Annotated in this window: 25 protein-coding genes; 16 read left to right on the top strand and 9 right to left on the bottom strand. The window is 64.1% G+C overall.

The genetic code is table 11. The features are described from left to right. Positions 1-281: 281 nt before the first annotated feature. Together N2K95_RS09765 and N2K95_RS09760 are read right to left on the bottom strand one after the other, a co-directional pair. Positions 282-1382 (bottom strand): FUSC family protein, encoded by a 1101-nt coding sequence (locus N2K95_RS09765; protein ID WP_260651413.1) that lies wholly within the window; start codon positions 1380-1382, stop codon positions 282-284. 58 nt (positions 1383-1440) lie between these two features. Further along, positions 1441-2361, bottom strand: coding sequence for a LysR family transcriptional regulator (locus tag N2K95_RS09760; RefSeq protein WP_255791745.1), 921 nt, complete (start codon positions 2359-2361; stop codon positions 1441-1443). A gap of 438 nt (positions 2362-2799) precedes the next feature. On the opposite strand from N2K95_RS09760, the gene nrdH reads away from it, so the two are divergent. From nrdH to N2K95_RS09700, 12 genes are all read left to right on the top strand, one after another. Continuing rightward, complete coding sequence (gene nrdH, locus N2K95_RS09755; RefSeq protein WP_146361766.1) at positions 2800-3045, top strand: glutaredoxin-like protein NrdH; 246 nt, start codon at positions 2800-2802, stop codon at positions 3043-3045. Positions 3046-3154: 109 nt separating this feature from the next. Beyond that, entirely contained in the window at positions 3155-3664 is a 510-nt protein-coding gene (nrdI, locus tag N2K95_RS09750; RefSeq protein WP_407079933.1) for a class Ib ribonucleoside-diphosphate reductase assembly flavoprotein NrdI, read from the top strand. Further along, positions 3661-5799 carry a class 1b ribonucleoside-diphosphate reductase subunit alpha gene (gene nrdE, locus N2K95_RS09745; RefSeq protein WP_260653776.1) on the top strand — a complete coding sequence of 713 codons (2139 nt, stop codon included), beginning with the start codon at positions 3661-3663 and terminating at the stop codon, positions 5797-5799. Before nrdI ends, nrdE begins: the two co-directional genes overlap by 4 nt. Positions 5800-5853: 54 nt before the next feature. Then, a complete protein-coding gene (nrdF, locus tag N2K95_RS09740; protein ID WP_255791747.1) occupies positions 5854-6828 on the top strand; it encodes a class 1b ribonucleoside-diphosphate reductase subunit beta in 975 nt (324 codons plus the stop codon). 268 nt (positions 6829-7096) lie between these two features. Then, on the top strand, positions 7097-8155 hold the full coding sequence (locus N2K95_RS09735; protein ID WP_260651412.1) for a neutral zinc metallopeptidase: 1059 nt from the start codon (positions 7097-7099) through the stop codon (positions 8153-8155). Positions 8156-8212: 57 nt separating this feature from the next. Further along, on the top strand, positions 8213-8821 hold the full coding sequence (locus tag N2K95_RS09730) for a DinB family protein (RefSeq protein ID WP_260651411.1): 609 nt from the start codon (positions 8213-8215) through the stop codon (positions 8819-8821). A gap of 9 nt (positions 8822-8830) precedes the next feature. Then, positions 8831-9799: an ABC transporter ATP-binding protein gene (locus N2K95_RS09725; protein WP_260651410.1), complete on the top strand. Its 969-nt coding sequence runs from the start codon at positions 8831-8833 to the stop codon at positions 9797-9799. Next, complete coding sequence (locus N2K95_RS09720; RefSeq protein ID WP_260651409.1) at positions 9796-10590, top strand: ABC transporter permease; 795 nt, start codon at positions 9796-9798, stop codon at positions 10588-10590. The genes N2K95_RS09725 and N2K95_RS09720 overlap by 4 nt, the downstream gene beginning before the upstream one ends. Positions 10591-10642: 52 nt before the next feature. Then, positions 10643-11491, top strand: a complete 849-nt coding sequence (locus tag N2K95_RS09715; RefSeq protein WP_260651408.1) for a hypothetical protein — start codon at positions 10643-10645, stop codon at positions 11489-11491. Positions 11492-11575: 84 nt separating this feature from the next. Further along, positions 11576-12391, top strand: coding sequence for a ribose-phosphate diphosphokinase (locus N2K95_RS09710; protein ID WP_260651407.1), 816 nt, complete (start codon positions 11576-11578; stop codon positions 12389-12391). Between the two features lie 10 nt (positions 12392-12401). Continuing rightward, positions 12402-13949, top strand: a complete 1548-nt coding sequence (locus N2K95_RS09705; protein WP_260651406.1) for a nicotinate phosphoribosyltransferase — start codon at positions 12402-12404, stop codon at positions 13947-13949. After that, entirely contained in the window at positions 13946-14590 is a 645-nt protein-coding gene (locus N2K95_RS09700; RefSeq protein ID WP_260651405.1) for an NUDIX domain-containing protein, read from the top strand. Before N2K95_RS09705 ends, N2K95_RS09700 begins: the two co-directional genes overlap by 4 nt. A gap of 155 nt (positions 14591-14745) precedes the next feature. Here the strand turns inward: N2K95_RS09700 and N2K95_RS09695 are convergent, their stop codons facing one another. Beyond that, positions 14746-15867 (bottom strand): DMT family transporter, encoded by a 1122-nt coding sequence (locus N2K95_RS09695; RefSeq protein ID WP_260651404.1) that lies wholly within the window; start codon positions 15865-15867, stop codon positions 14746-14748. A gap of 72 nt (positions 15868-15939) precedes the next feature. On the opposite strand from N2K95_RS09695, the gene N2K95_RS09690 reads away from it, so the two are divergent. From N2K95_RS09690 to N2K95_RS16320, 3 genes are all read left to right on the top strand, one after another. Then, positions 15940-16869, top strand: a complete 930-nt coding sequence (locus tag N2K95_RS09690) for a LysR family transcriptional regulator (protein ID WP_260651403.1) — start codon at positions 15940-15942, stop codon at positions 16867-16869. A gap of 66 nt (positions 16870-16935) precedes the next feature. Continuing rightward, complete coding sequence (locus N2K95_RS09685) at positions 16936-17694, top strand: phosphotransferase (RefSeq protein WP_260651402.1); 759 nt, start codon at positions 16936-16938, stop codon at positions 17692-17694. A gap of 162 nt (positions 17695-17856) precedes the next feature. Next, positions 17857-18330 carry a DivIVA domain-containing protein gene (locus tag N2K95_RS16320; protein ID WP_407080075.1) on the top strand — a complete coding sequence of 158 codons (474 nt, stop codon included), beginning with the start codon at positions 17857-17859 and terminating at the stop codon, positions 18328-18330. Between the two features lie 54 nt (positions 18331-18384). On the opposite strand, the gene arfB is transcribed toward N2K95_RS16320, so the two are convergent. The 6 genes from arfB to N2K95_RS09650 all read right to left on the bottom strand — a co-directional run bounded on the left by arfB (position 18385) and on the right by N2K95_RS09650 (position 22065). Further along, positions 18385-18807 carry an alternative ribosome rescue aminoacyl-tRNA hydrolase ArfB gene (gene arfB, locus N2K95_RS09675; RefSeq protein ID WP_255791777.1) on the bottom strand — a complete coding sequence of 141 codons (423 nt, stop codon included), beginning with the start codon at positions 18805-18807 and terminating at the stop codon, positions 18385-18387. A gap of 33 nt (positions 18808-18840) precedes the next feature. Further along, entirely contained in the window at positions 18841-19206 is a 366-nt protein-coding gene (locus N2K95_RS09670; protein WP_260651401.1) for a serine/threonine protein phosphatase, read from the bottom strand. Between the two features lie 23 nt (positions 19207-19229). Then, positions 19230-19799: a DUF1697 domain-containing protein gene (locus N2K95_RS09665; RefSeq protein WP_260651400.1), complete on the bottom strand. Its 570-nt coding sequence runs from the start codon at positions 19797-19799 to the stop codon at positions 19230-19232. Continuing rightward, a complete protein-coding gene (locus N2K95_RS09660) occupies positions 19796-20578 on the bottom strand; it encodes an alpha/beta fold hydrolase (RefSeq protein WP_260651399.1) in 783 nt (260 codons plus the stop codon). The genes N2K95_RS09665 and N2K95_RS09660 overlap by 4 nt, the downstream gene beginning before the upstream one ends. An 81-nt stretch (positions 20579-20659) precedes the next feature. Then, positions 20660-21493 carry an SDR family oxidoreductase gene (locus N2K95_RS09655; protein WP_260651398.1) on the bottom strand — a complete coding sequence of 278 codons (834 nt, stop codon included), beginning with the start codon at positions 21491-21493 and terminating at the stop codon, positions 20660-20662. A gap of 143 nt (positions 21494-21636) precedes the next feature. Next, positions 21637-22065 (bottom strand): VOC family protein, encoded by a 429-nt coding sequence (locus N2K95_RS09650; RefSeq protein ID WP_260651397.1) that lies wholly within the window; start codon positions 22063-22065, stop codon positions 21637-21639. A gap of 100 nt (positions 22066-22165) precedes the next feature. On the opposite strand from N2K95_RS09650, the gene N2K95_RS09645 reads away from it, so the two are divergent. Then, positions 22166-23152, top strand: coding sequence for a helix-turn-helix transcriptional regulator (locus N2K95_RS09645; protein ID WP_260651396.1), 987 nt, complete (start codon positions 22166-22168; stop codon positions 23150-23152). The last annotated feature ends 82 nt before the right edge of the window (positions 23153-23234 follow it).

The following is a 23234-nucleotide window of genomic DNA, read 5'->3' as shown; positions in this document are numbered from 1 at the left end:
TTCCGGGCGGCTGACCCCTACGGATGGTGCTTTGTGATACGCAGTGCACTGTGTCTTTCTGTTTCGCAGTCTTGCTTTTCCGCGGGACAGTGTCAACCTTGCGGATTCCAGGGAGGAACGCCGAATACTCCTGAATGCCTGTCATTGCACGCTTATTGCGGGAATTCAATTATTTTCAGAACGGCGGCTTTACCCGGCGAAGTCTTCCGCATTAGCGTTGGCGAATCAGCGGCGGAAATCCGGGGCGGGCCTTTCGCCGGCAGGCAGGACAGGAACACGGCCTAGGCGTCGTCGTCGGACTCCGTATTGATGATCCGCAGGATGCGGCGCAGGTCCATGGCCAGTGCCGCCGTCGCATCCACCGGGCTCTCGGCCGAGCCTGAGGTGTTGACCAGCCGCACCAGCTCCACGAGTGCCTGGGTGGCCGTCGCGTGCTCCTCGCTTTCGGGATCCCAGATCTCCACCGCTTCTGCGCAGCCGTTCACGGCCTTGGCCAGCGGTACGGTCAGGGCAGCCGGGACGGCCACATGTTCGGGATTGCGCCAGATCGCATCCGTGAGCACTTCCGTCATATCCTTCACGTGCCGGGTGGCGCGTTCCATGGCCCGCAGCGCCCGGTAGTCGGCAGTGAAATCACGGCTGTACTTGCGGCTGCGGATGTTTCCGTGCCGGCTGGTGTCGGCCAGCTCCACGGCTTCCCGGACCTCTTTGGTCAGGGTATCCAGTTCACTCTCGCGCTGGGACCAGTCCTCGTGCTTCGGCGGCCAGGTTTCCTCCAGCGCCGTGCCCATGTCCCGCAGCTGCCGCGCCAGCGATTTCCGCAGCGTCACCAGCCCGTTGACGGCGCCGTTCAGGTGCAGGGGCGGGAAGACAAGGGCATTCACGGCCAGCCCGACACCAACACCGACCAGCATCTGCACGCCGTAGCCGAACGAGTAGCCGTCCGGATCGTCGCCGCCCAGGAGCAGCACGAACAACGCAGCCATCGGCACGTATTCACGGCCGGACGCGCCCAGGAAGGACAGCCCGCCGAGCAGCACGCCAATCCCGACGATCACGGAAATGGTCCAGACGTTCGGGGTGCCGATCAGCAGTGCCCCCAGCGCGAGGAGCATGCCGGTCACCAGTCCCGCCAGGGTCTCCATGCCGGTGCGGAAGGAACCGGACACCGTGGGGTACATGCTGACAATGGCACCCAGCGGTGCGTAATACGGGTACTGCGAAGCTACCCCGGGCACATGCGGGGCGAGTGTCCAGGCGATGCCGACCGCGAGGGTTGCCTTGAAGGCGAGCTGGAAGCGGGTGACACGCAGGACTCCGGTTACCCGGTTGGTAACGGCACTCAATGACCGTTTGGAGATGGTTTTTTCGCCAGTGGTCATGATTCGAGTATGGCCCGGGCGTTCCCCGGGAAACGACTTTTTCGCCCTGCAGCGGGCCTTATGTGGGGAGCGGCACTATGCTGCGGCGGCCCAGCACCTCGGCCAGCCGGTCCAGGAAAAGCCCGACCTGGACGTTCTGTTCATGAATCAGCAGGGCGAAGATGCTCCGCGCCAGCCGGATCTCGGGGACGTCCAGCACCACCGTGCCGGCGGGGCGGCTCAGCATCGCCAGTTCCGGCACCAGCGCCGCGCCCAGACCGGCGGACGCCATGGCCAGGCTGGCGTTGAAGTCATCGCAGTACGCGGCGACCTGCGGGTGCAGGCTGCAGCTGGCGAAGAGCCGTTCAATCACCAGGGCGTCCGGGGTGCCGGGGTGGTGCATGATCCAGGGCATCCCCGCCAGCTGTTCAGCCGTCACCTCGGCGCCGCTGCGGATGCCCCAGGACTCGGGCAGCACCACCCGGAAGTTGTCATCGCCCAGCCACCGGCGGCTGATCGAGGAGGGCCAGGCCAGTCCGCCCTGGCCCACCTGATACACCAGTGCGACGTCGAGGTTGCCGCCGGTACGCAGGCCCTGGATGGTCTGCGCGGGCTCAGCCACGGACAGCAGCAGCTCAATCCCCAGGTCCACCCACCGGGGTGAGGCAAGCAGCTCCGGCAGGGCAAAGGTAGCGAGGCTGGGGAAGATGCCGAGCCGCAGCTCGTGCCCGCTGCCCGGCCCGGGCCGAGCTGCGGCAGCCAGGAGGGCGTCCATGTCAGTAAGGACCTTGACGGCGTGCCTGGCCATGACGACGGCGGCGTCCGTGGGAGCAGCGGTGCGGGCGGAACGCTCGAACAGGCGCGCTCCGGTGTCCTTCTCCAGAGCGGACATCTGCTGGGACACTGCCGAGGCGGTGTAGCCCAGCCGCAGGGCGGCGGCGGCAAATGATCCGGTGCGGATCACCTCCAGCAGCGTCTTCAAGTGCACGGGGTTTACCATCCTGTGCCCTCCTTCCTTGCCCGGCGGCGTCGACCACAATATCTAGTGTTGGCCGGCACTAGGGCCGACACGCCCACGGTACGCGACACGCACGAATCTTGCCTGCCTCATCACATGTGCATTGCGTTCTGCACAGGCTGTGGAGAACCTCCGCCGAGCTCCGGAAATCCGCCGAATAACGGGGCACCGCCTGTGCACAAACTGTGGACGGACGCCCCATGTAATGACATACTTGTAATACATCATGTAGGGGTTCCGCCTCGGGGGGCGCACTAGATGTAGTGTCTGGGCAGGGAACTGGATGTAGTATCTAGGAACAGACTTCGGGAGCTTCACGAAGCTCCGCAAGCAGATTTCCAGCACCGCGAACGTCCCGCATCACCAGCTCCATCCAGCATCACAGAACAGACTTCACGCTTCACTAGGGGAGACCACGCCATGACCGTTACGGTTTACACCAAGCCCGCCTGCGTACAGTGCAACGCCACTTACCGCGCCCTCGACAAGAAGGGCATTGTGTACCAGAGCGTGGACATGTCGCAGGACCCCGAGGCCCTCGAGCGCGTTCGTGCCATGGGCTACATGCAGGCACCCGTTGTCGTCACCGAGCAGGACTCCTGGTCCGGCTTCCGGCCCGACAAGATCGAAGAGCTGGCCCAGGCACAGGTTTCCTCCGTAGCCTAGGCACCGCCGAAGGGCGGCCGGGAACCCCCGGGGGTTCCCGGTTCCGCAGCACCTCGCATCATCCGCACCACGCACCACCCGCGCAGTACCCGTCAGGAGCGCAGCAACCATGACACTGGGGATGGCAGACCAGGCCGGCCTCGGGCCGGCATCGGCATCCGCAGGGAATGGGCAGCCGGAAACGGATGCGTCCCTGATTTACTTCTCCTCAGCCTCCGGGTACACCCGCCGCTTTGTGGAAAAGCTCGGGATCCGCGCGGCGCAGCTTCCGCTCCACACCTCCCAGCCCACCCTGCTCGCCCGCAGCCCGTACGTGCTGCTGCTTCCCACCTACGGCGGGACGGCAGCCCAGCCGGGCGCAGCGGCCCGGGGTGCCGTTCCAAAACAGGTCATCAAGTTCCTGAACAGCGAGCACAACCGCTCCTTGATCCGGGGAGTGATCGGGGCGGGCAACACAAACTTCGGGGAAACCTATTGCCTCGCGGCAGACATCATTGCCGTGAAATGCCAGGTCCCCGTGCTGTATCGATTTGAACTCATGGGCACGTCCGAGGACGTTGCCAAGGTTAACGAAGGATTGGAAAAGTTTTGGACACATCAGTCGCAGAAGCCGGCATGACGGACTCCAAGGAGCTCCCGGAGGCTTACAAGGGCCTGGGCTATCACGAGCTCAACGCCATGCTGAACCTGTACGGCAAGAACGGAGAGATCCAGTTCGACGCCGACCGCGCTGCTGCGCGCCAGTACTTCCTTGAGCACGTTAACAACAACACGGTCTTCTTCCATGACCTGGAAGAGAAGCTGGAATACCTGGTCAAGAATGAGTACTACGAGCCGGAAACGCTCGACCAGTACTCCATGACCTTCATCAAGGAGCTGTACAACCGCGCCTACAAGAAGAAGTTCCGCTTTGAGACCTTCCTCGGCGCGTTCAAGTTCTACACCTCGTACACGCTGAAGACCTTCGACGGCAAGCGTTACCTGGAGCGCTACGAAGACCGTGTCTGCATGGTTGCCCTGCACCTGGCCCGCGGCGACGAGCAGCTGGCCACGCAGATGGTGGATGAAATCATTGAGGGCCGCTTCCAGCCGGCCACCCCCACGTTCCTCAACGCGGGCAAGGCACAGCGCGGCGAGCTGGTCTCCTGCTTCCTGCTGCGTATCGAGGACAACATGGAGTCCATCGGGCGCTCCATCAACTCCGCGCTGCAGCTGTCCAAGCGCGGCGGCGGCGTTGCCTTCGCGCTGACCAACATCCGCGAGGTCGGCGCGCCGATCAAGCAGATCGAGAACCAGTCCTCCGGCGTCATCCCCGTGATGAAGCTCCTCGAGGACAGCTTCTCCTACGCCAACCAGCTCGGAGCCCGCCAGGGTGCCGGTGCCGTGTACCTGCACGCCCACCACCCGGACATCAACCGGTTCCTGGACACCAAGCGTGAGAACGCGGATGAGAAGATCCGCATCAAGACCCTCTCACTCGGCGTCGTCGTCCCGGACATCACCTTCGAACTGGCCAAGCGCGACGAGGACATGTACCTGTTCTCCCCGTACGACGTCGAGAAGGTCTACGGCATGCCGTTCTCCGACATCTCGGTCACCGAAAAGTACTACGAGATGGTCGACGACGCGCGGATCAAGAAGACCAAGATCCGTGCCCGCGACTTCTTCCAGACCCTCGCCGAGATCCAGTTCGAGTCGGGCTACCCCTACATCATGTTCGAGGACACGGTGAACCGGGAGAACCCGATCGAGGGCAAGATCATCATGTCCAACCTGTGCTCGGAGATCCTCCAGGTTTCCCAGCCCACCACGTACAAGGATGACCTGTCCTACGACGAGACCGGCAAGGACATCTCCTGCAACCTCGGCTCGCTGAACATTGCCAAGACCATGGACTCGCCGGACTTCGGCCGGACCATTGAAACGGCCATCCGCGCGCTGACTGCAGTGTCGGACATGAGCCACATCGGCTCGGTGCCGTCCATTGCCAAGGGCAACGACATGTCCCACGCCATCGGCCTGGGCCAGATGAACCTGCACGGCTACCTGGCGCGTGAGCGGGTCTACTACGGCTCCGAAGAGGGCATCGACTTCACCAACATGTACTTCTACACGGTGGTCTTCCACGCCGTGCGGGCGTCGAACCTGCTGGCCATCGAAACCGGCCGCAAGTTCGCCGGCTTCGAGCGCTCCAAGTACGCCACCGGCGAGTACTTCGACAAGTACACCAACCGCGAATGGGTTCCGCAGACCCAGCGCGTGCGTGAGCTGTTCGAGGGCGTGCACATCCCCACCCAGGCTGACTGGGAGGCGCTGAAGGCTTCGGTCATGGAGCACGGCATCTACAACCAGAACCTGCAGGCCGTGCCGCCCACCGGTTCGATCTCCTACATCAACAACTCCACCTCTTCCATTCACCCGGTGGCGTCGAAGATCGAGATCCGCAAGGAAGGCAAGCTGGGCCGCGTGTACTACCCGGCGCCGTACCTGACCAACGACAACCTGGAGTACTACCAGGATGCGTACGAAATCGGTTACGAGAAGATCATCGACACCTACGCCGCTGCCACCCAGCACGTGGACCAGGGCCTGTCCCTGACGCTGTTCTTCAAGGACACCGCAACCACCCGCGACATCAACAAGGCGCAGATCTACGCCTGGCGCAAGGGCATCAAGACCATTTACTACATCCGCCTGCGCCAGCTTGCGCTGGAAGGCACCGAGGTTGAGGGCTGCGTTTCCTGCATGCTGTAACGCTGCTGCTTTCCGCACCCCTTTCCCCGAACTTTTGAAGACAAGGAATTACTCATGACCGAGAAGCTGAAGCTGATCGACGGCGTCGAGGCGATCAACTGGAACCGGATCCAGGATGAGAAGGACGTTGAGGTCTGGAACCGTCTGGTCAACAACTTCTGGCTGCCGGAGAAGGTGCCGCTGTCCAACGACGTCCAGTCCTGGGCCACGCTGACTCCGGATGAGCAGCAGCTCACCATGCGCGTGTTCACCGGCCTGACCCTGCTGGACACCATGCAGGCCACCATCGGCGCCGTCTCGCTGATCCCCGATGCGCTGACCCCGCACGAGGAAGCGGTCTACACGAACATTGCGTTCATGGAGTCCGTGCACGCCAAGAGCTACTCCTCGATCTTCTCCACCCTGGCTTCCACCAAGGAGATTGACGAGGCGTTCCGCTGGTCCACGGAGAACCCGCATCTGCAGAAGAAGGCGCAGATCATCACCGATTACTACCGCGGCGATGATCCCCTGAAGCGCAAGGTGGCTTCCACCCTGCTGGAGTCCTTCCTCTTCTACTCGGGCTTCTACCTGCCGATGTACTGGTCTTCGCGGGCCAAGCTCACAAACACGGCCGACCTGATCCGCCTGATCATCCGTGACGAGGCCGTGCACGGCTACTACATCGGCTACAAGTACCAGCGCGGCCTGGAGACCGTTCCCGTGGAACGCCGCGAGGAACTGAAGGACTACACGTACGAGCTGCTCTTCGAGCTGTACGAAAACGAAGTCCAGTACACGCATGACCTGTACGACGGCGTCGGCCTGGCCGAGGACGTCAAGAAGTTCCTGCACTACAACGCCAACAAGGCGCTGATGAACCTGGGCTACGAGGCCATGTTCCCGTCCACCCTGACGGACGTGAACCCGGCGATCCTTTCGGCCCTGTCGCCGAATGCCGACGAGAACCACGACTTCTTCTCCGGCTCCGGCTCGTCCTACGTGATCGGCAAGGCCGTGAACACGGAAGACGACGACTGGGACTTCTAGTTCCAAGGCTCGGAGCTTTCTGAGCAATGAAAAACCCGCTGCCCGCGTTAGGGCAGCGGGTTTTTTTATGCGCGTCTCCGGTTTCCGGGGCTTTCGGCAGCCGAAACCGGCTTTCGACCTCGCAGCGGCTTCTGACCGCGGACTAAAATCCGCCTCGGGGGATGGATATGCGTCGGCGCAAGCCGGAAGCCCCGTTGCACGGTGCAGGTTGACACCGCAGCGGCATTGCAGGACCACTCGTTCATTCCCGATGCGAAGGACGACCAACATGCATCAGCACTTTAACCGCTGCCTTCTGGGGCTGCTCACCGTTGGCGCATTGTTCGCCAGTGGCTGCTCCTTGCTGCCCAAAGAGGGTGATCCAACGTCGGAAACCACCTCTGCAACAGGTGAGTCGCAAACCAGTATTCCGGCTGAACAACCGGGCTCTGAACCGAGTTCCCCCTCACCGTCTGCGACAGCTCAGACGCAAACCAGTATTCCGGCTGAACAACCGGGCTCTGAGCCGAGTTCCCCCTCACCGTCTGCGACAGCGGTGCCCGAAATCTTCTCCGCAAATCAGTGCGCGGATCGGGTAGACGAATCCTGCCTGGAGCCTTTGAATGAGGCACCACAGGGCGCCGCCCCTCCGCAGAGCAAAGTTACAACCAACACATACTCCTACACGGTCAAGGAATATGTGGAGTGGATCCTCGAAGACCTGCACAAAAAGTGGACCCAATGGTTTACCGAGAACAACTTCGCCGAACCAGTGGTCTATTTCAAAGTGGTCTATGAGACGGACCCTGCCTACGTTATGAACTGCGGTTCCACTGTGGTGCCGCATGATCATCCAAATGCCTACTACTGCTCCAGGGATCCCTATAACGTGGCCAACGGTTCCGATAATGGAACAGTAATATTTCCTGTCACGACCATGCAGCGCATGTGGAAGGGGGACGTTCTGGGCAGGACAAGTATGCGGGTGGGTGACTTCGCGGCGGCCGTTATAGTCGCCCATGAATATGGGCATAGTGTGCAGGACGAACTGAGTATCCAGTGGGAACGTTTCTATCCGGGGCAGGTCCCCGCTTTTACCGGTTCCAACAAGGAGGCAATCGCCGACTGTTTCGCCGGTGTCTGGATGACAACGGCATACTACGAGGGAATGCTTGAGCCCGGTGACGTCGATGAGGCCGTTGCTGCACTCAATGCGATCGCTTCTGCTCAGGCGGGATCGTCACACCCTGTTGCAGAGGAAAGGCGAGCCGCTCTCATGCTGGGGTACTTGGGTACATCCGGCAACGGAGGCGATCCCATGGAGTGTGTCGATCGCTACTGGAGGTAAACCGCAGTTACTGTACCCGTGGACGGTGGTGCCCCCTCCCGCGTAGCCTTCCGCGTCATGACCGAAAAAGAACTCACGCGCAAAATCGAACCCCCGCTGGCGGGAACGGAAACAGAAACCCTGCTGGGGTCCCTGGACCGGCAGCGTGCCACCTTTGCCTGGAAAACAGGCGGCCTTGATGCTGAAGCGCTCACCAGGACCGTCGGCGCCTCAGCGATTACCCTCGGCGGTCTGCTCAAGCACCTGGCGGGTGTGGAAGATACCTACTTCGCCTGGCGGTTGAAAGGTCAGGACCCGGGAGCCCCGTGGAATGCCGTGGACTGGCAGAGCGATCCGGACTGGGACTGGCGCACCGCCGCAGACGACAGTCCGGAGGACCTCTACGCCCTGTGGAGCGGCGCCGTCGGGCGCTCCCGGAAACGCCTTGCCGCCGCACTCGACGACGGCGGACTCGACCAGCTGCTGCCCGCCATCGAGGGTCAGGCCGGCAGCCTGCGCCGCATGCTGATCGACCTGATCGAGGAATATGCCCGGCATACCGGTCATGCCGATCTGATTCGTGAATCCGTGGACGGGCTGGTGGGGGAGGATCCTCCGGCGGACGTATCCTGGCCCGCTCCGGCGTCCGGCACCGCCGCCTATCCGGCACCCGCGGCAGGCGCGTAGCCTGACCCCATGGGTACTGGCTCTGCCTCAACCGCTGTCCGCACCCGGGGGCTGCAGAAGTACTTCGGCCGCGTTGAAGCGCTGAAAGGCATCGATTTAGAGGTTCCCGCCGGAAGTGTCTTCGGGATCATCGGTCCCAACGGTGCCGGTAAGACCACGCTTATGCGCCTGCTGCTGGACCTGCTGCGGCCCAGCTCCGGGGAGGTAACCGTCCTCGGCGTTGATCCCCGCAGCGGCGGCCCGGCCCTGCGCCGGCGAATCGGGTTCCTGCCGGGAGAACTGGCCGTCGCGGACAGAGTCAGCGGACGGGAACTTCTCCGCTTTTTCTCGCGCATCAGTGGACCCGTGGATCCGGGAACCGTTCCGGCGCTGGCGGAGCGGCTCGATCTGGACCTCGGCCGCCCGGCGCGTGCCCTGTCCAAGGGAAACCGGCAGAAACTGGGACTCATTCAGGCATTCATGCACCAACCCCCGCTGCTCATTTTGGACGAACCGACCAGCGGACTGGATCCGCTGATCCAGCAGGAGTTTCTGGCGCTGGTGAGGGAGGCGAGCAGCAACGGCCAGACGGTACTGCTTAGTTCGCACGTTCTCAGCGAGATCGAGGAGGCCGCTGACACTGTGGCCATCCTCCGGTCAGGGACAGTGATATCCGCCGCCGGCACCGCGGCCATCCGGGCTTCGGCCGGCCGCCGGGTGCGGATTGGAATTGCTGCGGCAGAGGCACCTGCCTTGGTTGAACGCCTTCGGCGGGTGCCTGGATTTGAGCTGCTGCAGGTGCCCGCCGACCCGGGGTCCGGGGACGCAGCCTCAATCTCTGCCCGGTTCGAGGGGGACATGCCGGACCTGATCACGGCTCTGGCGGGATACCACCTCCTGGACCTGGTGGTGCAGGAGCCCGACCTCGAGGAGGCCGTGCTGCGGTTCTACGGGCCGGAGAACACTGCCGGACCGGCCGACGGCGGTGCGGGCGAATGAGTCGCCTCCCCTTGTTCACCCGTTCGCTTGCCGGGTCATGGCGTCCGCTTCTGGGATGGGCGGCGGGCATCCTGGCTGTCCTGAGCCTGTACCTGCCCCTGTATCCGTCCCTGGCCGGCCAGGATTTCCAGGATCTCCTGCAGAGCCTGCCGCCCGAACTCATTTCCGCACTGGGCTATGACGAGCTGACCACCGGCGCCGGATACACCCAGTCGACGTTCTTCGGCCTCATCGGGTTCGCCCTTTTCACCATCGCCGCCGTTTCCTGGGGAACCCGGGCCATTGCCGGCGACGAAGAGAGCGGGGCCTTGGAACTCGTCCTGGCGCATGCAGTCGGCCGGGTCCAGCTCGTCCTGGAGCGCAGCGCCGCCATTGCTGCCCGCCTGCTGCTGCTCGGCCTTTTCACCGGCCTGGCCGTGCTGGTTTTCAACCGCCCAGCACAACTCGGACTCGTTCCTTCCCATGTCTGGGCCGGGTGCGCGGCGCTCATCGGACTGGCACTCCTGACCGCGTCCATCGCCCTGGCAGCGGGAGCCATCACCGGCCGCCGTGTCTGGGCGCTCGCTGCGGCCGTTGCGGTCGCCGTCGGCGGGTACGCCCTCAACGCGGTGGCCAACCAGAACCCTGACCTGGACTACCTCCACGCCTGGACGCCCTATCACTGGGCCTTCGGCGCCGGCCCGCTCAGCAACGGGGCCGACTGGGCCGGGCTCGGCGCACTGTACGGAACAAGTGCGCTGCTGGTGCTGCTTGCGGCCTTCGCGCTCACCCGGAGGGACATCGGCGCGTGATCTGCTGCCCTGTGTCATGATGTCCCCACCAAACACGACGGGGTGGGCGCCAATGCGCAACGTAAAGGGACTCACAGCCGCAGCGGCGGCGGTGCTGCTGCTGTCCGCCTGCACGGCCGCCGGCTCGTCGAGCGCGGACGAGCAGCCGGCGTCGAACGACGGCGCGGAAGTCTCGAAAGCGGCCTGCCGGGACACCGTGGTCCTCGGCGAGGACAGGGTGCTGGACCTGAGCGACGCCCCGGACTTTCAGGCCTGGGGCTTAGTGGACACGGCCGACGCCTCGGTTCCGTTCTCCACCGGATCGCCGGTGGAGATTGCCTGGCGGGTGACCGGCACCGGCACATTCGATACGTGGCTTGCCGATCCGCAGGGAAACCGGGTCGAGGTGTTCAAGAAGCCGGTCACTTCGATGGGGCAAGGGCCGGACAAACCGGGGGAGGGATGGGACGCCGTCTATGAGTTCGACGAGCCCGGGTGCTGGTCACTGCTGGTGCAGCGAAAGATGTCGGACCGCACGACGGCGATTTCGATCGACCTTCGGGTGGAAGAGCGGGTCCCGTCCTTCGCCTCGATTCACGAAGCGTACGACGCCGTTGCCGGGGTCCTGGGCTGCGACCCCGGCACCACTGCCGAACCGGTGACCGTGCACATCGACGGCTCCACCGCAGAGTACCGGATGTGTACGGACACGGTCGAAATAGTCCGCTATGACAACGAGGCGGACCGGTCCAAGGCCTCGGACCTGCTTCACGGCGCTGAAAACGGACCTGCGTACTTCGCCGAGGGCAGCAACTGGCACGTGCTGGTCCTGCCGGGCCGTGAGGGGCAGGCGCCTGGCCCCGAGGAAATCGCCGCTCTCGCCCAGGAGCTGGGAGGCCGGTATATCAGCGTGCCGGGCTAGCCCGCCGCCCTGTCATTAGTCGTAATATGAAGTTTATTCAGGAAATAAACTTCCATTGACGAAAAACTTGTGTAGGCTGGCAGCATGTTCACCGCATACGCCACAGTCCCGCAGGGATACACCGTCCATTCGGCCGCTACGCCGATGTCCTTCCCGGCCGGGGAGGCCCACCTCAAAGTCGACGGCAGTCCGAATGAGACGCCGCTTTACCTCTACCTCACCGGTGCCGACGCAAACGAGTATATGAGCGCGGCCATGTGGATCGACTACGCCCACCAGGGCGGCCATAAGGTCCAGGCCCTCATCCCGTACCTGCCCGGAGCGCGCCAGGACCGGGGCAACCCCTTCGGCGCCAAGGTCTACGCCAACCTCATCAACGCCATGAACGCCGACGAAGTGGTCTGCTTCGATCCGCACTCGCCCGTCATGCCGGCGCTGGTGCGCAACCTGCGCGTTGTGGATTCCTCCGCCGTGATCGCCCAGGTCCTGCGGAACAAGGCGGGGGAGTATGCCGGGGTCATCTGCCCGGACGCCGGAGCGAAGGAACGCACCGCCCGAACCGCCGCAGCGCTCGGACTTCCGCTCTATTCCGCCGAGAAGCACCGCGACTTTGCCACCGGCAAGCTCTCCTCCTTCACCTGCGAGGAGCTGCCCGCCGAAGGCCGCTTCCTGGTTGTCGACGACATCTGCGACGGCGGCGGAACCTTCATGGGCCTGGCCGCCGCCACCGGACTCGGGCCGGACCGCCTGGACCTGTGGGTCAGCCACGGAGTCTTCTCCGGCAAGGCGGCCCAGCTGCGGCAGGCCTACGGCTCCATCTACACCACCGATTCACATCCCGGCGCCGCCAACCCGGACGTTGCCGCTTCCATCACGCCCCTGATTTCCCACCTCATCTAAGGACGCCGCCATGACCACAACAGCACCCGCCACCGCACTGACCACTGCCAGCATCACGGCCGCCCTCTTCCAGACGGACGCGTACAAGCTCGGCCACATCCACATGTACCCGCAGGGCACCACGAAGGTCCTCTCCAACTTCACCAACCGCGGCTCCCGCCTCGAGGGCGTGGACCACGTGGTGCACTTCGGACTGCAGGCCTTCCTGCAGAAGTTCTGCATCGAGGCCTTCGCTCCGTTCTTCGCCGCAGACGAAGACGAGGCCGTGGCCGAGTACCAGGCCGGCCTCAATGACATCCTCGGCCCCAATACCGTAGGCACCAGCCACATCCGGGCCCTGCACCGCCGCGGCTACCTGCCGCTGATCTTCCGCGCCGTTCCCGAAGGAACCCGGGTACCCCTGCGGGTCCCGTCCGTCACTGTTGAGTCCACCGAACCGGAGTTCTTCTGGCTGGTCAACTACATCGAGACGGCGCTGAGCGCGTCCATCTGGCAGCCCTCCACCGCAGCGACCATCGCCGACAAGTACCGCGGCATCCTCGATGCCGCTGCCGAAAAGACCGGCACGGACGCCGCGTTCGTGGACTGGCAGCTCCACGACTTCTCCTTCCGCGGAATGCCCGGCGTCGAAGCCGCTGCCGCCTCCGGCGCCGGCCACCTGCTGTCCTTCAAGGGATCGGACTCCCTCGGCTCGGCGGACTTCATCCGCCGCTATTACAACTCCTCCTTCGGGGCCGACAACGGCCAGATCCTCGGTTCCATCCCCGCCAGCGAGCATGCGGTCATGTGCGCCGGCGGCCAGGACGGAGAAGCCGAGACCTTCCGCCACATCCTGGAGGTCAATTCCAGCGGCAACATCTCGCTGGTTTCCGACGGCTACGATCTGTGGCACGTGCTGCAGAACATCCTGCCGGGGCTTAAGGACATCATCACGTCCCGCGACGGCAACGTCGTCATCCGTCCCGACTCCGGGGATCCCGCCGACATTGTCTGCGGAACCTCCACCCGGCCCGGCGCCGTCGTTCCAGCCGCGGTGCCGGCCATGACCGACGACCCTGCCTTCTTCGGCGTCGTCGCCATCCTCGACGCAGAGTTCGGCTCCGCCCGCAACCAGGCCGGCTACAAGGTCCTGAACAAAGTGCGCGTGATGTACGGGGACTCGATCACGCCGGAACGCGCCGCCGACATCACCGATCGTTTGGAGAAGGCGGGCTACGCAGCCGAGAACGTAGTGTTGGGCGCCGGCTCGTTCACCTACCAGTACGTCACCCGGGACACGTTCTCCTCCGCCGTCAAGGTCACCTACATCGAGGTCAACGGCGAAGGGCGCAACGTCTTCAAGGATCCGATCACGGCCAAGGGCTTCGGGTCCAAGCGCTCAGCCACCGGCCGCCTGGCCGTGACACGGAACGACGACGGCGAGCTGGCCCTCATCGAGAAGGCCACCCCCGAGCAGGAAGAAGCCTCCCTGCTGCAGCCGGTCTGGGCCAACGGCGAGTTCCTCCGCCGCCAGTCCTTCGCCGACGTGCGGACAGTGCTCGGTAACATTTCCTCATGAGCATTGAACGGCAGCAGCCCCTCGTCTCGATCGATACCGTGCCCTTCATCGGAAGGGACGGGGGGCTGTGCGTGGTGACCGCGGAGCGGGCCAACGAACCGTTTGCCGGTGTCCAGGCGCTCCCCGGTGTCCTCCTGCTTCCCTCCGAACGGCTGGCCGAGGCCGCACTGCGGGCATTGACGGCCAAGACCGGAGTAGGGGAGGGCCAGGTGGAACACATCGGCACGGCGGGCGTGTACGACAATCCGGACCGTGATCCGCGCGGGCCGACCATCTCGATTGTCCACACCGCCGTCCTGCAGCCGGACGCCCGGCTCGATGAAACGAGGGCCAAGGTCACGCCGGTGGGGCAGGTCTCCGGACTGCCGTTCGACCACGACACCATCATCCGCCGCACTACCGGCACCGTGCTGGATGCCCTCTGGGTGGACCAGCCGCTGACGAAGGCACTGCTGGGAAAGCACTTCACCACCGCGCAGGCGGCCAGGATCATCCGGAGTCTCGCTGCCGCCGCGGGCCGCAGCGAACCCGATTCATCCAATCTGGGCCGGATGCTGGCCCGGAACCCGGCCCTGTTCAAGTCCAGCGAGGCAGTCGCCGCGGGCCGCGGCCGTCCGGCGGCAGGATGGTCCTGGACCTAACCTGACTTTGTGCTCCACTGTGAACCATGCACCTACCGTTGCGGTTCACAACGGAACACGCACCACGGACAGATGGCGTGCACGGAAAGGATCGTATTCGTGCACGCCTGTGCTTCCCAAGGCGCCCACACTTCCTGGACTAAGCGTCTTCGGATTCAACCACGGCGCCCGAGGGCTCTACGAATCGATGGGTTACGAAATAGTGACCACGAAAATGAAGCACCTCTAAATCTCGAACCTGTGCCCCATCGAAGGATCGACTTACGGGCCGGCAACGACGGGGCGTGGCTTGCGCCCGGGAGTGTCGGTTCTTGTTGGTTTCGGTGGCGGGTTTCGGCTCGTAGCCCGAGGTAGGTGCCGGTGATGATGAGTGCGGCGCCGAGGAGCCCGAGCAGGGCGAGGGTGTCCTGTCCGATGGTGAGTCCGATGAGGACTGCCCAGATGGGTTCGGTGCCCATGAGGAGGCTGGCTCGTGAAGCAGAGGTCTGCTGGATGGCCCAGGTTTGGACGAGGAACGCGAAGACGCTGCAGGCCAGGCCCAGGTAGAAGACGCCGAGCCACTGTGTCGGGTGGAAGGTTCTGATGGCGGCAAGGACGCCGGTATGGTCTGCGGCGGTGTAGACGACGGCGCAGACGGCGCTTTGCACCAGAGTCAGAGTCAGCGGGCTGTAGGCCCGTCCTCGGGTAAGGCCGGAGACAGCGGTGACGTGGACTGCACGGACGATCGCGGAGGCGAGCATCAGTGTGTCGCCAGGAGTCGGGGTAGCGAGCCCATCTTCGGAAACGAGCAGACACACACCGACGACGGCGATCACGCCGGCGCCGAGCACCATGCGCGGTAGCTTCACCCGAAAGGCGATGCTCTCGGCGACTGGGGTGAAAACGACGACGAGGCTGATGATCAAGCCGGCATTCGTGGCACTGGTGCCGGCGATCCCGTGGGTTTCCAGGATCAGTACGGCCGCCTGAGTGAGGCCGAGTACGACGCCGATGGCACTCTCACGCAGTCCCGCCTTGCGCCGGTTCCATATGAGCGCGATTACAACCAGCGCAGCGGTCGTGATGAGGAACCGCAGGGAGAGAATTACGGTGACGCCGACGGTGTCGGTGAGAGTTTTCGCTGCCAGGTAGCTGCTACCCCACACCACGGCGACCAGCAGGAGAAGGACATCGACACGTCGTGAAGCGAGTAAGGAGAGGACACGACCGTGCCAGCCCTGTCGTAAACGCCGGGCGAAGGAGTTCGGTGAGGCTGGGGGTGAAAGGAAAGATGGCACTTTTCGAGTGTCGCCGGTCCTTATCAATTAGACGAGAGGGCAGTTTCTGAAGTGATGGTTTAGCGTTCACTTATGGATGTGAATCAATTGCGAATGCTCAGGGAGCTGGGAGAACGCGGAAGTCTGGCTGCCGTGGCGCGGGCATTCCACGTTTCACCGTCTGCTGTGTCCCAGCAGCTCACCGCGTTACAGCGCCGGGTCGAGGTGCCCCTGACAGAACGCCGAGGTCGAAACCTGGTCCTCACCGGAGCCGGGCAGGCATTAGCCGAAGCCGCCACCCAGATCAGCGTGGCGATGAGCTCCGCGGAGCAGGCCGTGAGCCGGTACGTGCAGGATCCGACCGCGACAGTGAGGATCTGCGCATTCAACAGCGCCGGACTGACTTACTTCGGCCCGCTTCTGGGAGACCTTGCTGGTGAGGGGAATCCCCGCGTTGTTTGTCACGACCGGGACGTAGGGCAAGATGCCTTTCCCGCCCTCGCAGCTGACTATGACCTCGTGATCGCTCACCGCCTCGAGCACAGCGCGCCCTGGCCGTCGTCCCTGACTGTGCTACCCCTAGTCCGTGAACCCTTAGACGTCGCAATGTCGGATCAACATCCTCTGGCCGGTCAATCCACCGTCGGTGTCGCGGAGCTCATCGATGAGGAATGGGTGTCTGTTCAGGATGGATTTCCCTTGGTATCAGCTCTGCACAGCATCGCCGTGCATGCAGGGAAATCCCTGAACATCACGCACCGGATCAACGAGTTCTTTGTCGCCGCCGCGATTATTGCGAACAGTCCCGCCGTTGCGCTCATGCCCCGCTACACCGCAGCACCTCAACCCGGCAGCCGCATAGTCCTCAAACCACTCCGCGATGTACACCTCAGCAGACATGTCGACATCCTCTGCCGCCCCGAAAGCCTGCACCGAACAGCCGTTCAGAAAGTCCTCAGGACTCTCCAGAACCGTGCCACACCCACTCACTCGGACAGCAAAGACGCAGAAGGAGCCGTCTGAATCGGAAAATCACCTAGGAAGTATCGCGATACAGGATCGGCTTACGGGTGGAGTTAGCATCGTCTGATGGATGACGAGCAGATACTCGAAGGCGGCAATGTCAGTGACGGTGTGGTCCGTGTTGGATCAACGGTCCGGAAGCCGTGGACGGAGTCGACTCCGAGCGTCTTCGAGTTCATGACAGCTGTTCGGGAGGCTGGGGTCGATGTGCCGGCGGTCATAGGTGAGGATGAGCAGGGCCGGCAGGTTATCGAATTCATTCCTGGGCAACTTGCAATTGAAATGGATCCGCTGACGCATGCCGAGCTTCACCGTGTCGGAGCAATGGTCCGCGCGATTCATGACGCCAGCGAGACGTTTAGACCTCCTGAGGATGCTTGTTGGATCGTTGCTATCCCATCACCGGGCGACGAGCTGATTTGCCACAATGACCTTGCGCCCTGGAATCTCATTATTGGTGATCGATGGGCGTTCATTGATTGGGATGCTGCCGCGCCGAGTACGCGGTTGTGGGACCTCGCCTACGCCGCGCAAGCCTTCACGCTCTCCAACACCAAGCAGGAGCCAAAGGATGCTGCCCAAAATCTTAAAGCCTTTGTCGATGGATATGGCGCGGATGAGTCTCTGCGCAAACAATTGCCAGAGGCAATGCATCAGCGTGCCGCGGCTATGTATCAGCTTCTGAAGTCGTCCCATGACTCAGGCCGCGAACCATGGGGCTCGATGTACGTGGAGGGCCACGGGGATCATTGGCGGGCTGCAACCCAGTATGCACAGCGCCATCAGGATCTCTGGTCACGAACGCTTCTCACCTCCGTACGGTGAGCGATCGGCTTATGCGTCTCTGACCGCACTTCGTCGGCGGTGAGCCAATGTAGTTGGGGAACTACGGGCTGTTCAGGAGTCGATTGTGATTTATAGTTACTGCCACTATGGTTCTGATCGATTCTGATTGATTCCAATAAACGGAAGTGAAGTGTCAGCGTTTTGGAAATTCTTATTGGGCTGGCAGCGCTGCTGGCTTTGATCCTTGTGATAATCCGCAAATCCAACGGGACAAAGAAGCCTCCCATCACTGCTGACGAAGTTGCCGAAAAGCGCTTCATGCCAAGGAAAATCAGGCAGGGCTATGACTCGGAGCAGGTCACTGAACTGCTGAAAACAGTTGTCCTGGAACTTCGGAGGCTCGAAAAAGAACGTGAGCAGCTGCAAAAGGCCGATATTCTCCGGCAGCCGGTCCCGGTTACCAGTCCCATAATCACGCCGGAACAGGTAGTGAATCAGAGGTTCACTGTGTCTCAGTTTCGGCCGGGCTTAGACCAGGACGAGGTGGATGATTTCCTGGACCTCGTTGTTGTCGATTTGAGGCGGTGGACTTCCGAAAACGAGCAGCTCAGGACGCCGGCTTCCGGGGAGATACCGGAGACACCCCAGTACGGAACGCCGACGACGCCGGGCTAACCCGGAGTCGGCCCATCCGTGGGCAGCAGCCCTCGGGCCCAAGCCCTGGTGGACTTAATCAGCCGGAGGCCGCTGCCGTTGCCGCTTCGTGGCAGCCCGTTGTTTCTTGGCGTCGAGGCGGCGGTAGTTCGAGCCCCGGGTGGCTTTGGTCCTGCGGCGCGGGGGAGGTCCGGGCGCGAGTCCACCTGCCACGAGGGCGGCGAGCTTGGCCAGGGCTGTTTCCCGATTGCGAAGCTGGGAACGTTGCTCGGAGGCCGTCACAGTCAGCACTCCAGCCACCAGGCTGCGTTTCAGCTGCTGCAGCAGCAGCAGACGTTGCTGGTCCGACAGCACCGTAGAACCGGCTACGTTCCAGGAGAGGGCGACGCGGCTGTCCGAGGTGTTGACGTGCTGGCCGCCAGGGCCGGACGAACGGGAGAACCGCCACTCGAGTTCAGCCGCGGGAATCGTGAGCGCGGGCGACACCACTAAATCCATCCCACCAGCGTCGCACGAACGAATCCGGTAGGGCTAACGCGAATGCAGCCGGTCGGTGGGCAGCACCAACTCGACGACAGCGGTCATATCGGCTGCCTTGGCAATCGCGCCCTCAGCTGTCGGAGCCACCAGCACCCGGTCCCTGTGCACTTCCTGGATCAGCACGGGGATCTGCTGTCCGTCGGCGTCGAGCCACCACTGCTCCATGAACATCCGAAGCCCCAGCTCGTCGAGCAGGGATTCCGCGGCATCAAGGTCACCGGCCTCAGCGCAGCGGCGGTGCAGCAAGTCATACGGTATGAAAGCGCCGTCGTCGGTCATATGGATGTACCCCACGTGCTCGCCGTCATCGCTCCGCAGATGGTCAAAGGTGTTTTCGGACGGCAGGGGTTCGGACATGGCAGGACCCTAACACCGACGCATCACCCGGGCAGCAGGTCCCACAGCTTCCGGGTGGTCTTCCAGCTGCGGATCGTCATCGACTTGTACAGCGGGGAGGCCGCGATGGTGCTCAGCCGGCTCTTGGTCAGCTCGGCGCTGAGCCGCTGCGAATAGATCACGCCCTCGCCGGCCCAGATCCCGTCGATGCCTTCCCGCGGCCGGAACGCGCCCATCGCGGTGTCGGCATCGATGCCCATGAGGAAGATCGCGTCGGAGTGGTAGAGGTCGGGCCGCTCACCGAAGTTCTCGGGCCGGTGCTCGACGACGGACTGCAGCTGCGCGCGGCTCAGCACCAGCACCTTGACGAGTTCGTCGTCGAGTTCGAAATGCTCGGTGAGTGCGGCCTCGATCCGGCTGCCGATCGAGGCGGCGTCGTCGTTTGACGCGAGGAGAACATTGCCGCTGGCGATATAGGTGGAGACCTGCTGATACCCGAGGTCCTCCAAATGCTCCCTCAGCGGCTGCATGGGGACCTTGTTCCGCCCGCCGACGTTGATGCCGCGCAGGAGTACCAGATAGGGGGTCAGTTCCCCGCCCGGATTGTCCGTCACTGCACCGGTATGCGGCGGCGGATTTCGCGGACTGTGCCGGATGCGTCAGGGGAGTGGTCGTGGGACTCCGGCACTGTCACCAGGACGGCATGGGGCATGAGCCGGGCCAGCTTCTCAGTGGCGTCCATGATCACCGGGTACGTGGTGGTTCCGCGCAGAATCGTGACGGGCACCGAGACCTCAGCCATCGCCGCCGTCGGGGTTGATACGGCCTGTGAAAGGCGCGCGTCGTAGACAGCGGACTGGGCCAGCGGAAGGAGCGCCGGGAAGAACGGACTGGTCCGGATCTGTTCAATCATCGGTTCCGGCAGGCCGATGCCTTCACGCTGGAAGGTGGTGACGGCCTCGGTGGGCTTGTCGGCGTCGACGAGGGACTGGAGCCGGTCCGGAAGATCAGCGGACGGTTCCCCCTCGCCGAAGAGGAACGGCGGTTCGGAAAGGAACAGGTGGCTGATCGGCGCTCCTTCGGCTGCGGCCAGCAACGCTAGCATCGCGCCCGAAGAATGTCCGAGGACCGCCGCCTCGCCGCCGACGGCGTTCAGGACCGCTGCTAGGTCCTCCACCTCCCGCTGCGGGGAGTAGGGGGAGGTGTCGCTGCTTTCCCCGCGGGCACGGCGGTCCACGGTCACGGCCTGAAAGCCTGCGGCCTTCAGCGCGTCGGCCAGCGGGGCGCCGGCGTCGGCGGTTGAAAAGGCGCCGCCGACAATGACTACCGGGGTGCCGTGGCCCACCTGGTCGAAGGCGATGCGGGTGCCGTCTGCGGAGGTTGCGTACAACATGTCCCAGATTCGATCACACCACCGACGCCCCGGCAATCAGTGAATCCGCATCCGTTCCTGAAGGTGCGGAACTTTCCCTTCCTAGCCGGTGACCTGGCTGCGCTGGCCGGTATCGACGGCGGCCACTGCGCCGCCGTCGACCAGCAGGTCCGCGCCGGTCATGAAGCTGGCATCCTGGCTGAGCAGGAAGGCCGTGGCATTGGCGATGTCGAAGGCGGTGCCGAGGCGCTTGGTCCCGGACGCCTCGATCATGGCGCGCATTTGCGCGCCGGATTCGCCGGAGAGCTCCTGCTGGCCCATTGGGGTGGAAATGACGCCGGGGCTGATGCTGTTCACGCGTGCCCCGCGGGCACCCCAGCGCAGGCTGGCGGTCTGGACGCGGACCTGGTTGGCGCGCTTGGCCACGCTGTAGGCGTGTCCGGGGTGGTCGATGCCGGCAATAAACGGAATCAGCAGCAGATCGTCCGCAGGGACGGTGGCCAGGCTGGCCAGCACGTCGGCGGGCATCTGGCCGCCGGCCATGTACGCGGACATGCTGGAAATAACGACGCCGGCGCCGCCCGGGGCGATGACCTTTTCGAACTCCTCCAGCACCACGGCGACACCGAAGAGATCCACCTTCCAGATGGCCTCCACCGGCGCCTGGACGGGGGAGAGCCCGGCGGTGTGGACGACGCCGGTTACGGTTCCCAACTCACGGGCGGTTGCGGCCAGCGCGGCCACCGACTGCCGCGAGGAGACGTCCACCTGCTGGGAGACGACGTCGTAGCCTTCGCCCAGTGCCGCGGCGTGCACACTTTCGAGCAGGTCCTCGTTGAAGTCGGCCAGCAGGATCTTCCGTCCCGCGCCGGACCGGCGCATAACCGCCTGCCCCATGCCGCCCATGCCGATGACTACCAGTACGTCCGAGGCCATAACGCTCCCATGCTTAGAGTGCCGGCGGGGGAACCGCCGGGTGTATGCCTCTGAGACTAGCCGGTCTCCGGCACTCCCGGACCCGCGCCGCGGCGGGCACGTCCCGGACATCGGTGCGTGCCCGCCGTGTACCGGGCAGGGGGTCAGCCGGCGCGGTCATAGGCGACGGCGACGTCAAGCACCCACGTGACGCCGAAGCGGTCCTGCACCATTCCGTAGGCGGGGGAGAAGGCCGAGGGCGCCAGATCCTGCAGCACGGTGGAGCCGGCGGAAAGCCGCCCCCAGAGGTCGGCGATCTCCTCCGCCGAGTCGCCGCGGACCGAAACGAAGGAGGACTTCTCGCCCTGGTCATAGGACACACCGGCGGGGACGTCGTAGGCCATGATCGAGAACCCGTTCTCGCTGGTGACTTGCCCGAACTTGACCTGGCCCGCCTCCTCCGGGAGCTCGACGCTGTAGGCGTCCTCGTTGGTGACAACGACGAGTGAACCGCCGAAGACCGAGTGGTAAAACTCCAGGGCGGCCCGGGCATCGCCGCGGAAGTTCAGATGCGGAGTGGTGGTGACAGACATGGATTGCTCCTTCTGGATAGCCCGGGCGTTTCCCGGTAACACCCACTCTTCTCCCAGTAGAGGTCAAGTTCTGGCCGCTACTTCGCTTATCTTTTTCCCTATGACCACCACGACGTCGCGGCTCCTTCAGCTGCTTTCCCTCCTGCAGACGCCGCGGAGGTGGCCGGGGCAGACTCTTGCAGACCGCCTCGATACCAGCCCCCGCACGGTGCGCCGCGACGTCGAGCGGCTGCGGGAGATGGGGTACCGCATCTCCGCGCTGAAAGGCCCGGACGGAGGTTACCGCCTGGAGGCAGGGGCCGAGCTGCCTCCGCTGCTTTTCGATGAGGACCAGGTGCTGGCGCTCGCCGTGGCGCTGCAATCCGCACCCCTGACGGGAGCGGGGATCGAGGAGGCCGCGGCCCGGGCGCTGGCGACGGTCCGGCAGGTCATGCCCTCCCGGCTGCGCCATCGCCTGGACGCGCTGCAGTTCACTACGCTGCCGAGACTTTCCGGCACAGCCGGATCGGTGTCGCCGGAACTCCTGCTGGCTCTGTCCGGCGCCGTCCGGTCCCGGCAGGTGCTGCGTTTTGACTATGCGGACGGCCGGCACGATGACGGCGCAGGTTTCGCACCGCCGCGCCGGGCGGAGCCGCACCATCTGGTGGCCTCGCGCGGACGCTGGTACCTGGTGGGCTGGGACCTGGACCGGAACGACTGGCGGATCTTCCGTGCCGACCGCATCACGCCGCGGACGCCGGCGGGTGCCCGGTTCCGGCAGCGGGATCTGCCCGGCGGCAGCGTGTACGCCTTCGTCTCCGCCCGGTTCCGGGGAGCGGAACCGGGTAAGAGTCCCGCTGAAGACTGGCCCTGCCGCGGCGCCGTGATCCTGCATTTGCCGGCGGCCGACGTCGTTCCGTTCGCCGGGGACGGCACCGTTGAAGCGGTTGGATCCGACCGGTGCCGGCTGGAGGCGGGCTCCTGGTCGTGGGCAGCACTGGCGGCCTCCTTCGGCCGGTTCGACGCCGGACTCGAGGTGGTTGGCCCGCCTGAACTGGCAGCCGCCTTCGGGACGCTGGCCGCCCGCTTCGCCGCGGCTTTGAGGTAGCCGGCGGACTTCGGACGGCTCTGGCCCGGCCGGCAATTTACTGATAGAAAACAAACTCTTGGACGGAACGGGCCCGCGCCCG

The sequence above is a fragment of the Arthrobacter zhaoxinii genome (genome assembly GCF_025244925.1).
GTDB lineage: Bacteria > Actinomycetota > Actinomycetes > Actinomycetales > Micrococcaceae > Arthrobacter_B > Arthrobacter_B zhaoxinii.
Note: the sequence above shows the minus strand (reverse complement) of the source record. Positions and strands in the feature narration are given on the sequence as shown.